The 12,615-nt window shown below is 71.4% G+C and carries 1 protein-coding gene; it reads right to left on the bottom strand.

Going from position 1 to position 12,615, the window contains the following annotated elements; translation table 11 throughout:
• Positions 1-79 precede the first annotated feature (79 nt).
• The gene (locus tag ACQY8B_RS07530) at positions 80-12,547 is read right to left on the bottom strand and encodes a filamentous haemagglutinin family protein (RefSeq protein ID WP_422086126.1); all 12,468 of its coding nucleotides are present in this window, start codon (positions 12,545-12,547) and stop codon (positions 80-82) included.
• Between the last annotated feature and the right edge of the window lie 68 nt (positions 12,548-12,615).

Genomic DNA, 12,615 nt, shown 5'->3' with positions numbered 1-12,615 from the left:
GCAAGACTGCCGTTTGTCACAAAAACTTCATGTCAAGCACGCGGCCGGGAGCCTGGAAAGGCGCTCCCGGCCGTCGCGTTCACTGCCCCAGCAGTTGCCGCTCCCGCGCCGTGAGCTTGGCCTTCTGCGCTTCCGGCAGCGCACCGCGCCCCAGAACCTGCACCGGGCTGTTCACGTCGTAGCCGACCTTGGCAGCCGTCGCGCGCGGCTCGGCCGGTGCGGCGGCGCCCTCTTCGTTGCCGAAGCCCAGCACCCGCACGATGAACACCGACGGCAGGCTCTGCCGCGCCACCGCGCGTTCGCGCTGCAGCACGTCCTGTGCGGCCACCGCGGCCTGCGATGCGGCGGCGCTGGCGTTGGTGAGCGCGCCCACGTTCACCGCCGCGATCGTCGGGATGCCGACCGACTCGCCCTTGACCGCGATGTTGGCCGCATTGACCACCTGCAGGGCCGCAAGGTTCACGTTGCCCGACACGCGGATGCCGGCTTCGCCCGCGTCGATGGTGCCCAGCGGCGCGATCAGGTCGATGTCGCCGGCCGGCACTTCCGGAATCGGCGCCAGCGTCGCGATGCCCGCGCCGGTGCTCGGCACGTTCGACGACAGCGTCACGTTGCCCCACTGGTCGTACTCGCGCTTGGGCGGTGTGTAGACCACCGTGGTCTTGGAGCCGCGCCCGGCGTTGATGTCGCCTTCGGCCGACCAGCCCAGCACGCTGCCGCCGAAGGTGGTCATGATCCGGCTCTGGCCCAGCAGGATGCTGCCCAGCGAGTACAGCGAGATGTCGCCCTTGCCTTGCGTGATGACCCCGGGCGTGATGCCGCCCTTGGCCACCGGCGCATTTCCTTCGATGCCGAACAGCTGCATGCCGCCCGGCGTGAGCATCTGGATGTCGCCGCCGAACAGCGTGTTCACGCCGGCCGATCCGTACATCGTGATGTCTCCGCGATAGCTGATCGCCTTGCCGGTGGCATCGGCCGCGGGGAACAGCGCCGCGATGGCGTTGCGCCCGCGCAGGTAGCTGCCGTAGCGCGCGCCGTCCGTGTCGTTGTACTCACGCCCGCCGGCCTTCAGCTCCGCGAAGTACACCTGCCGCGCGAACGCGCGCTGCTGCGCCGCGGGCAATGCGTCGAAGAAGGCCTGCGCCTCGTCAGGCGTGCCGCTGAAGCCCAGGCCGTTGTCCTTGTCGGCCAGCCATTCGCGCAGCTCCGCCTCGTAGGTCTTCACGACCTTGCCGGCCTGGTCGGCCAGCGGCGTGCCGCTCTCGGCGCGGCGGGCCGCGTCGAGGTAGCGCGCGAGGAAGCCGGCGTAGTCGGGGCCCTGCGCGCCGGTGCCGGCCGTCATCGCGATGCTCGCGCCGGGGCGCTTGTCGCCCGGCGTCGCCGGGCCCAGGCTGGCAACGGATGCGCGGTCTTCCATGACGATGTTGCGTCCCGCCGTGATCTCCAATGTGCCGGGACCCGCCACGTTGAAGCTGCTGTAGAGGATGTCGCGGCCCGCGACCACGCGCGAGACATCCTGCGCGTGGCCGTGGATCGCCAGGTTGCCGGTGGACGTGGCGTCGAAGTTCGAGCCGATGCCCAGGCTCAGCGACGTCGGCTTCCCGAGCGCAGTGCCCGCGCTCACGATGTCGCGCCCGGCCATCGCCCAGACCGGCGCCGCGGCTTCGTACCATGTCACGCCGTCCCTGCGCACCACGATCTCGCCGCTTCGCAGGCCCACGATGTCGCCGTTCATCGCATAGAAGCGCGCCGGCGTGCGCGGCGCATCGTTGGCGACGGCCGCATAGGTCTCGGGGACGAAGGCGAACAGGTGGAACGGATCGCTGCGCGAGTTCATCGGCAGGCCGTTCGCGCCGAGGTTGCTCACCTCGCGCTCGTTGTTGTTGAAGCCGACGAATGCCGGCTTCAGCGGGCCAGGCATCTGCGCGGGGTCGGCGCCGGACTGGTTGATGGCGTAGCCGCCCATGAACATCGACTCGCCCGCCAGCAGCTCGAGCTGGCCGGTGCGCGACGGCGCCAGCAGCAACGATGCCTTCGACGTGTTTTCATTGACGCCATCGCTCGCCGCGTTGGCCGAGGCGCCGCTGTAGATGCTGCCGCCCGCGGCCACCGCGCGCAGGATCGCCGGGTAGACGAAGCGGAAGTCGGTGGGCTCGACGTTAGTGCGCCCGACGATGCTGGTCTGCGTTCCCTCGCTCATCTGGGTGCTCGGCGTGAGACTGCCCCCCGCCGAGAACAGGTCGATGGCGGTACGGTCGGTCCACAGGGAGAACCAGCTCAGCCCGCCGCCGCTGCGGGACGCGAAGGGCGAGCTGTTCTGCAGGCGCACGCGGCCCGGGTCGGCGGCGCCGCCCACCACCAGGTCGCCCAGCGTGTCGATGCGCATGGCCGAGTCGCCCGGGATGAGCACGAGGCCGCCCAGCGATTCGGCCCGGTTCGAGGAGAAGGGGTCGAAGGCGCGCGGGTCCTTCTGGTCGACGCCGCCCAGGATCATTCCGCCGACCGCGCCCGCGCTCAGCTGCGTGGCGCCGCGCAGGTTGATCAGCGCGCCCTGCAGGTCGTGGTTCGGGATGTAGGTGCCGCTGCTGCGCGCCAGCTGCGCGCTGTTGATGCCGCCGCCGATGCGCACGTCGATGTCGCCGCCGCCGGTGAGCACGAGGCTGCCGTCGTCACCCACGCGGCCCGTGCTGCCGACCGCCACCACCAGGCCCTGGCTGCGTGCGGTGCCCTGGGCCCGGCGCATGCCCGCGTCGCCGCCGGCCTGTACCTGCACGTTGCCGCCGCCGAGCGTGCCGAAGCCGGTGAAGCCCACCAGCGACGGCTTCATGTCGACGCCCAGGCTGGCGGTCGGGTCCACGGCATAGCTGCCGAAGTTGATCCACCAGGCCGTCGGCAGCTGCGCGCTGCCGTCGCCCTGGCGCCAGAGCCAGTTGCCCACCGCCACGCTCGACCGCTGCGACGCGGTGCTGTCGGCGGACGAAAGCATGTCGCTCGTGATGTCGCCGCCCGCGCGCACCGTGAGGTTGCCGCCGGCTTCGGGGAACCAGGCCTGGTAGGCGCGGCCGCTGCCCGCCACCAGCGATTCATAGTCGACGCCGCCGCTGCCCAGCACGCTGGCCGCGCCCGGCGCGGTGCCGCGTGCCTTGTTGAATCGCGCATCGATGCCCGCCGACTGCGTGCCGGCGGTGTAGATGCCGTAGAGCGAACGCACGTCCACGTTGCCCGAGGCGATCAGGTCGAGGTCGCCGGTGCCGGTGCGAACCACGCTGGCGCCCTGGCCATGCGCGGTCATCAGGTTGCTGGCCGTGCCGTAGTCGATGCAGGAGCCTTCGATGATCCCGCAGAGGACCAGGTATTCATCGGGAACCGGCATTCCCGCAGGCTCACCGAAGACATTGTCCGGAGCCCACACGACGCCGGTCTTGGTGGCGCAGTCGGCCGGGTTGATCGACTGGCACCACCACTTGTCGTCGTCGCTCACCGGCTCTCCCTCGGGCTTGCCCAGGCCATTGCCCGGTTGCCAGACCAGCGTGCCGCCGCCCGTGAGGATGGTGGCGCCATAGTGGGTGTCGGCCAGGCGCAGGCTGCCGGCGTTCGCCATCGCGATGCGAGTGTCGGCGGCGCCCAGGTCGGCACCGGCCACCAGCCGCACCGACCACGACTCGCTGCCCGCGGGCAGCATCGGCGCCAGCGCCCAGTTGCGGCCGTGCACGCCGTCGCTGCCGGGGCGCAGGTCGATGTAGCCGACGCCCTCCTCCAGCACCACCTTGGTGGTCGAGGGAATGAGCGCGCCGCGCTGCATGTCCAGCACGCCGCTGAGCAGCACGGTCCTGCGCGCGGCATCGTTCTCCAGGGCCACGGGCAGCGGCACGCCCTTGGGCCAGAGCATGGCCTGCAGCGAAGTGCCCTTGGGCAGCAGCATGCCGGCGCCCAGCCGGGTGTCGGCGGGCAGCACCACCGCCTCCTTGAGCAGCGTGCCGCGCGCATGCAGCAGGTTGCCCGAGGCATCGCGCACGTCGGCGGCCAGCACGGTACCCGCAGGTACGGCGTAGGGCTGGGCCAGCGTCGCGGCCGCGGGCAGGCGCGTGGTTTCGCCCAGCGTGAGCGCCTGCATCGGCAGGTCGTAGTTGAGCGTGGCGCCCGACGGAAAGGCCGTGCCCTCGGCCACGCGAACGCCGCCGATCGGCAGCACCAGGTCGCCGTCGAATGGCTGCACGCCCGACACCAGGGCCCAGCCGTTTTCCTCGGGCGTCAGTGGCGGCGGCGCAAAGCCGTCGTTGATGCTGCCGTAGATGTCCATGTTGCCCGCGGCGCGCAGCACCAGGCTGCCCGCCTCGCCGGAGCCGTACACGCCGGTCTTCTGCGTGCGCGGGTTGAGGCTGGCATAGCGGTAGCCCGAGAGGTCTAGGTCGCCCTGCACCACCAGGTCCTTCGCGGTCACGATCTCCACGCCGGGGCGCAGGTGCAGCGCATCGGCATACGTGGCGTTGTTCAGGCCGGCGAGCTTGCCGTGCAGCAGCGCGCCGTTGGCGAGTGCGGCGTCCATGAACAACGTGCTCTGTTCGTGCTTGTGGTCCAGGTAGGCCTGCGTGATCTCGCGGTACGGACGGCCGCTCACGGAATCCAGCCCGTCCTTGATGACCGCCAGGGGATCGTTGTCGTCGTAGCGCCAGACGGCGTTGACCGCGATGGAGCGCGCGCCGTCGATGGCCAGGCTGCCGCTGGCGTCGATGCGGATGTCGCCGCTGGTCTCGCCGGTGCGCGCCGCGTAAAGGTCCAGCGTGCCGCGCTTCTGGCCGTCGTGCTGGCCCGGCTGGCTGCCGACGGCGGCGCCGGTGCCGTGGCGCAGGTCGATGCGCGCGCCGCCGGCCAGCGTGAGCACGCCGTCGCCGCCGTTGAGCTCGACCATGGCGCGGTTGGGCGCGTCGATGATCTTGCCGCGGCTGTCCACGCGCAGCACGGTGCCGTGCGCGTCGAGCAGCGCGCTGCCGCCGATGGTCAGGCCGTTCTTGCCCGCCAGGCGGATGCTGCCAACGCGCTCGCCGCTGGCGTCGATGGTGCCCAGCACCGTGAGGCTGCCGTTGTCGACGGACACGTTCACTTCGCCGGCCTTCAGCTCATTGCCGATGGCGAGGTCGCCCTGCTTCAGCTGGAAGCTGCGGCTGCCGAATACCGCGCCGTCGTTCAGGCGCTGGTTGAGCGCCGCGAACTGGTCGCTCGGCGTGCCGCTGTCGCCCAGGCGCTGGGCGCGGATGTCCACGCCGCCCGCCTTGAACGGCACCATCGTGCCGCCGGCGTCGTAGTGGCCGCTGCTCGCGCCGAGGATGCGGCCCTGCAGGTCCACCACGCCGGCCGACGCGCCGAGCGCCACGGCCTTGAGCGTGCCGGCGCGGTTGCCCTGCGCCGACAGGTCGATGACGGCGCCCGCCGCCTGGCGGATGTTGCCGGCCTGGCTCTCGAGACCGACGTCGCCGCCCCAGCTGAACTTGTCGACGTCGTTGAAGCCCAGCTTGCGGCCCGAGACATCGATGAGCGCGCCGTCGGCCAGCGTCAGGTCGTCCTGCGCCGTCATCGCGAGCTTGCCGCTGGGCAGCACGATGGCCGAGTCCAGCACGATGTTGCGCGCGTTGAACGCCAGGTCCGCGCCCAGTGCCTGGATGCGCCTGGCCGCATCGGCGTCGAGCCGGCCGCCTTCGGGCGCGCCGATGCGCAAGGTGCCGCCGGCGGTGATGCGGCCGACCGAGCCCGCGTCGCCCGTGACGAGCGGCGTCGTGATCTCCAGGTTGCCGCCGCTCCAGGCGTAGCCCTTGCCTTCTTCATAGGCGCCCTGGCTCTGGTAGACCGAGAGGCTGCCCTTGCGGTTGGTGCTCAGGCGCTCGCTGGCGCCCAGCTTCACGGTGGCGAAGCCGAGCGCGAGGCGCGCATCGTCGTCCTGCCCGTTGCTCACGGTGTGCGGCGCGCCGCCGAGTTCGATGCGCGCCGCCTGGATGTCGAGCGTTCCGCTGCCGGTGCCCGCGCCGCCGTCGATCACCGTGCCGGGAAGCTGTGTCGCGCCGCTCCAGATCAGGTTCTGCGTGCGGATGGTCGCCACGTCGCCCGCGCCGCCCGCGCCATAGATCGCGGGGGTGCTGAGCACCAGCGAGTCGACGCGCGACTTGCCGGTGGCCGGGTCGATGGTGTCGAGCGTGACGTTGCCGTAGAAATTGATGGCGTCGCGCACGGTGAGCGTGAGCGATTCGAGCGCAGGCGCGCCTGTGCTGGTGTCGCCGTTCAGCAGGCGCTGCAGCAGGTCCTGCGTGAGCGTGAGGCCGCCGGCGAGCACGCCGCGCGCCTGCGCGTCGGCCAGCGACTGCGTGGTGCCCGCATTCACGCCGCTCACCGCCAGCGCAAGGTGGCGCGTGCCGTAGCGCGCGGCTTCGTCGAGCTCGAAGTCGCCGTTGGTGGCCGCCGTGATCGTGCCCTCCGAATAGAAAGTGCTGTTCCTGTCGCACGACGGCAGCGCGCACACGCCCAGGCGTATCGAGCCCGGGCTGCCGATGCTTGGCGCCTGCGGCGCCAGCACGTCGAGCCGCCCGTTCGACACGGCCAGCAGGCTCGTGGTGCCGGGCTGGTAGACGAAGCCCGAAGACGCGTCGTAGATCGCGTCGCCCCGGCCCAGCGTGGAGATGCCGGCACCGGCCTCGACGACCAGGTCGCGGCCCGCCAGGAAAACCTCCGGCGCCTGCAGCGAAGCACCCGCGCGCAGCACCACGTCACGGGCCGGCGAGGAGAAGTCGACATAGCGACCTTTCTGGCCGTAGATCACCTGCGGCGTCGCGCCGACCACCAGCCGGCCGGCGCCGAGCGCGTTGAGCGTGTCCGAACGGACCGAGGCGCCGTCGAAGCCCGGCGTATGGCGCTGTCCCGCGCCCAGCACCTCGATGCTCCCGCCGAGCACCATGGCCGTGCCGCCGCGGCCGCCCTGCGCCGCCTGGAAGCGGGCCAGGCCCTCGAAGTTCAGGGACACGTCGTCGTTGCCGCTGCTCAGCACGAAGGCCAGCGATCCGGCATCGGCCGGCAGCACCGCGCGCGGCACGCCCAGGCGCGCGGCGTCGGTGCGCACGAAATCGGCATAGCTTGTTTCGTTGTACTGCGCATAGGTGCGCAGCACGGCGGCCGGCGTCAGGATCACCTGGCTGGACAGGCTGTCGCGCAGGCCCGTGCCGGCCACCGACAGCTGGCCGCTGCTCGACCAGGAACCGTTGCGCATCGCCAGCGGCTGCGCGCCGGCGCCCTTGCTCCCGGGAGCGCCGTTGAGCTCCACGCGGAAGGCGCCCGGCAGCAGCGCATAGGTCGACGGCATCAGCGTGTAGGTGCCCGCGGGCAGGCCCGGCACGCCGGCGCCGATGGTGATCTGCCGGCCGATGTCCGACTTCGACGCGCCCGCCGGGCCGCCGGCCGGCGCGGCCAGCGGCTGCGCGCCGGGAACGATCGCATACACCGCATTGGTGGACAGCGAGGGCAGCGAGAAACGGCCGTCGGCGCCGATCTGCATGAGCGGATGGAAGCGCGCGTCGGTCGAGCCGCCGCGGCCCGAGACGAACCCCGCGCCGGTGAGTTCGCCGCCACCCGAAAGATCGAGCAGCGCGCCCGCCTGCACGTCCACGAGTTCGGCGCCCAGGCGAATGCCCGCGCCGCCGCCGGCGCCCTTGAGCGCCACAGGGCTGCCGCCGTATTGGTAGGCAATGCCGTCGGTGGTGCCGCCATAAGGCATGACCAGCCCCGCGCCGCTGACCGACGTGATGCTGCCCGGCAGCAGCGCCACGCGCTTCGCGCCCTGCGAGCTATCGGTGCCCAGGGTGATGTTGCCGAGCGGCGCGCGGATCACGCCGCCCTGCTCGATCACCGCGGCGGCGAATTCGAGCGCGCCGAAGGCCGAATACGGAACGCCGGCCGGCGCCTCGCCGCGGCGCTCGATGCGCAGCACGCTGCCGGGGTCGTAGACGGGCCTGAGCAGCACCGGGTCCATGCGGTAGCCCGCATTCACCTGCGCGGTGGCCCCGGTCTCCGGATAGAGCTGCGCCGCGGCGAGCGTGAGGCTGCCGCGGGTCCACAGGCGCGAGCGCGCATCGGCGTTGTTGGGCGCGAGGAAGCGGATGTCGCCGTCGCTCGCCAGCTCGACGTTCTCGAAGCCGCGCCGCTCGACGCGCACCGGCGTGAACTCGGTGTGTTCGGCATAGCTGCCGGAGGTGCCGAAGGAAATGCCGTTGCCCAGGTCGAGCATCCGGCCCGCCTGCACTGAGAACGCCGCTTCGGAGTCCAGCGGCGTCATGCCGTGCTGGATGCCGGGACGCACCGCGCCGCTGCCCGCGGCGTAGTACAGGCCGGTGCCCGACAGCTTGACGTAGGGCGCCGCCAGCTGCACGCGCGCATTGGCGCTGGACGACTCGGCCAGCGAGAGCGAACTCGAGAACAGCGACAGCCCCTGGCCCATGCGCAGGCTCACGTCGCCGTCGAAAGACAACTGGCCGTTGGCCAGCAGCGCGAGATTGTCGAAACCGCCGGCGCTCAGCCGGTCGGCCGAGAGCCGGGTCTTGCCATAGCGCAGCGCCGCGTCCGCCTGGCCGGGCGCCAGGCCCTCCGCCAGCAGCGGCGCCTGCGATTGCACCAGCGTCAGCTCGCGCGGGACGATGGCGTCCTGCTGCGCGCGGTTCAGGCCGGTGCTGCCGTACAGCGGCGATTCGAGCGCGATGTCCAGCGAGCCACCCGCGGCGCCCGCGCCGCCGGCCGCCGCGCGCAGCGAGCCGTCGATGTGCAGGCCGAGGTACGAACTCAGCGAGATGCGCCCGCCGTCGGTGGCGATGTTGGTGCGCCCCTGGCCCGGGACGTCGAGCGCCGCCTGCGCGCCGGAGGCGTCGAGCCTGGCGCCCGGCCGCACGATCACGTAGGCGTCGGCCGAGCTGGCGACGGCGCGGTCGTGGTCGATCACGCCACCGATCACGATGCTGCCGCCGGCATCCACATCGCCGTAGGTACGGCCGTGTACATCCACGGCCGTGCGCGCGCGGCCCGACACGTCGAGCACGGCGTTGTCGCCGATCCATATCGAGCGCGTGTGCACCTTGCCGTCGGCCTGCGGTGTTTCCTGGGCCGGATCGACCAGGCCGTACTGCTGCTGGCGCACGTCGATGCTGCCGCCGTGCGCGACGAGCGTCGCGTCGACGGTGATCTGGCCCGCGCCTCGCAGCGCAATGGTCTGCCCGGGATCGACCTCGATGCGCGCACCGCGCCCGATGAGCAGCGAGCCGGTCAGGGGATCGATCTCGCCGAGCAGGCTGCGGCCGGCCTGCAGGGTCAGGCTCGCGCCCTTGCGCTGCAGCAGCACGCCCTTGGCGGCGTCTTCCTGGTAGAGCGGCTGCGCCCACAGCTCCAGCGCTTGCGCGGAACCGCCGGCGGTCGGCACGCTGCGTGCGTCGTCCCGGAAGCGATACACCGGCATCGTCACGTCGACCTGCGTACCCTCGGCCACGCTCAGGCCGTCGCCGCCGATGACCTCGTAGGCGGAGAAGCCCTTGTCGAAGAAGTTGCCGCCCAGCACCAGCGTGCCGGACTCGGTGGCACCTGGCTGCTCGGAGATCAGCACCTTGGCCGCCTCCAGCGACAGCGTGCCGCCGCCCGCGACGCCGTAGCCGCGCAAGTGCGCTTCGGGGTCGAGTCGAAGGCTGCCCGTGCGCGTGGTGGTCGCCAGTTTCACGCTGCCGCCCTTGCCGCCCTGCGTCTTGCCGCCCATGCGCATGACCGCGCCCGAGCTCACGTCGATCGTGCTGCCGCGTTGCAGCGCCACTTCGCCGCTGGCGCGAATCGCGACACTGCCGCCGTTCGCATAGGCGATGTTTTCCGCGAACGGGTCGAGCTCCAGGTTGCTCCACAGGCCGCTCGCGTCCAGCGTCACGCCGTCTGCCAGCGTGACGTTGCCCACGGGTTTTGCCGCGTTGACGAGCATGTCGACCCGGCCGCCGACGCCCACCTGGGAGAGCACGTTGCCAAGCGCCATGCTGCCGCCGTGGGCCGTCAGGTTCGCCTGCACCGCGGCGTCGTTGCCGTACAGCGTGATGTTGCCGCCCGAGGCCACCCGCAGGTCGGCGTTGACCTCGATCTTTTCCCGCGCTGCGATGCGCACGGCACCCAGCGCCATGCCGTTGAGTTGCGCGGTATCGAGCACCAGCTTGTCCTTGCGCTCGGCGGGCAGGGCCGTGTCGAGGTCCAGCGCGGCGGCGATGCGCTCGCCGGTCTCCTTGAGTTCCACCCGGTCCAGCGCGGCGGCCAGCACGTGGCTCAGCCCGCCGTTGCGCCGGTCGAACATCGGAACGTAGTCGCCGATGACGAGTTGGCCCCGCTGCGAGGCCGCGTCGTGCGACTGGTTGTAGCCGTCCACGTCCGCCTGCGGTGCCTGGGTCTGCCGCGCGCCCTGGAAGGCTTCGCTGGTGATGTCTCCCTCGAGCACCGCCGCGCCGGTGGCAATGACCAGCTTGCCCGCGTCGCGCCCCACGGTGTAGCCGTTCTCCAGCCGCCTCTGCGGGCCGATCAGCGGGTTGTAGAAGTAGCCCGTCGTCTTGTCGCCCCAGCGCTTGTGCTCGTCCTCGAAGCCGCGGTACAGCCCTTCGTAGCGCTGGTCGCCCGGCGCCTTCGACACCTCGTAGAGGCGCCCGTCCGCGCCCTTGAGCCAGGTCTGGTGGATGAAGCCCGTCTGCACGTTGAGCGTGCCGCCGGAGAGATTGATGTTGGAGCCCGCCTGGGTGACGACCTCCGCGCCGCCGAAGCTGACGGTGCCGCCCTGCGCCATCCATTCGCTGGCGGTGTGGCCCTCGGTACCGAGATAGCCGCCCACTTCCAGCAGGCCGCCCGCCGTGTACCAGCGGTCGCTGGCGTAGCCGTTGGTGCCCTTGGGCACCAGGACCAGGGTGCGCCGGTCGATCCACACATCGAGGTTGTTCAGGCTCTTGCCGTCGCGGTTGAGCGGCGCGTCGCGCTGCTCGTTGCCCTGGATGTTGACCTTGACGTTGTTGCTCTCCATCGCCAGGTTCACGCCCACCGCGCCCGAGACGTCGATCTGCGCGCGGTCGCGCACCAGGCTGCGCCTGGCTGCCGTGACCGCGATCTGGCCGCCGGTGGCCAGCGTCAGCGAGTCGGCCTGGAAGTCGACCGTGCCGCTGCTGGCGATCTCGATGCGCGACTGGTCGCGCCGGTCGCGCACCGCCGCCACGTCCTGGTTGGGATCGGGCAGCGCGGGGCCGCGCAGGCCGTCGCGCTGGCTGTTCAGCGCCGTGGTGTTGCCGTCGTCCTCGATCGCCACGACGGTGGTGGCGCCCGGGCCGAGCATGACCTTGCCGTCCGCGCCCAGCGCATTGAGGTGGACCGTGCCGCGCGCGTTGACCGTGGTGGTGGCAACGGCCACGCCGCTCTGCTGCACGTCGCGCCCGGCCATCGTCACGTCGCCTTCGCGCGCCACGATCAGCCCGGTGTTGGTGACCTTGCCCGCGAGGCTGTCGGTGTCGAACTGCGGCGTGACCTCGTTGCCGCGGGTGCTGGAGGCCTGGTTGCCACTGGTGCCCGCCCCCTTCTTGATGAGGAAACTGTCGCCCGCGGCAAGCACCGCCTGGCCCTTCGGGGTGGCGATGTCGCCGGCGTTGTGCACCTCCTGGCCGACCAGCAGCACGTAGCCACCGCCGTCGGTGGAGACGGTCGGCGCGCGCGTGGCGATGCGGGCGCCCGCCTGCACTTCCACCTTGCCCTGCGCGTTGGTGAAGCTGGGCGTGGTGCCGTTCGAGTAGATGCCGTTGGCGTTGAACTGCGCATCGGAGATGTGCGCCGCCGCCGCCACGAGGTTGCGCGTGTCGACCTGGCTGGTGCCGCTGAACACGATGCCGTTGCGGTTGGCGATGAGCACCGTGCCGTCGCCCTTCACCTGCCCCTGGATCTGCGAAGGCCGCGCGGCCGGGTCGTTCACGCGGTTGAGTACGGCCCAGTCGGCCTGCTGCTTGAATTCGACCGTGGTGTTGCGCCCGACGTTGAAGGTCTCCCAGTTCAGGATGGCCTTGTCGCCGGTCTGCTGCACCGTTACCGTGCTGCGGCCGCCGGCGTTGTCGGCCTTTGGCGCCAGCGCGTTGTGCCAGCCGGCCGTGAGGCTGCTGGTGTCGACCTTCAGGCCGCCTTCGGCCAGCCCGTCGGGCACGTCGGTGCCGCCGTTCTGCGCGGCCAGCCGTGCCGCGTTCTGCGCCGCCTGCTGCGCGGCAATCGCCTGCGCCGCGAGATTCAGGTTGCCGATGGAGCGCTGCAGCTGCTCGTTGGCCTTCTGCTGCTGCGCGAGAGGATTCGTCAGCATCGAGGCCGGCGTGCCGTTCGGCAGGTAGCCCGTGGCCGCGGCCGTGCCCTGCGCCACGTTCTTCTGCGCCATCCATGCGGCGCTGAACGCGCGCTGCGCCTGTGCGTTGCCGGCCAGTCCCGCCATGGCCAGTGCGATGGCGACCGCATGCGCGACCGGTGCGCGGCGGAATGTCTGTTTGCTCATTTCATACCCCAGAGGAAAACCCGTTCGCGTGATTGCGTGGCGCGGCGGCCTCGCGGCACCGTGCTCTG

Source organism: Variovorax sp., from assembly GCF_965279555.1.
In the GTDB taxonomy this organism is placed as follows: Bacteria; Pseudomonadota; Gammaproteobacteria; order Burkholderiales; family Burkholderiaceae_C; genus Variovorax.
This window is presented reverse-complemented; position numbering and strand designations above follow the sequence as displayed.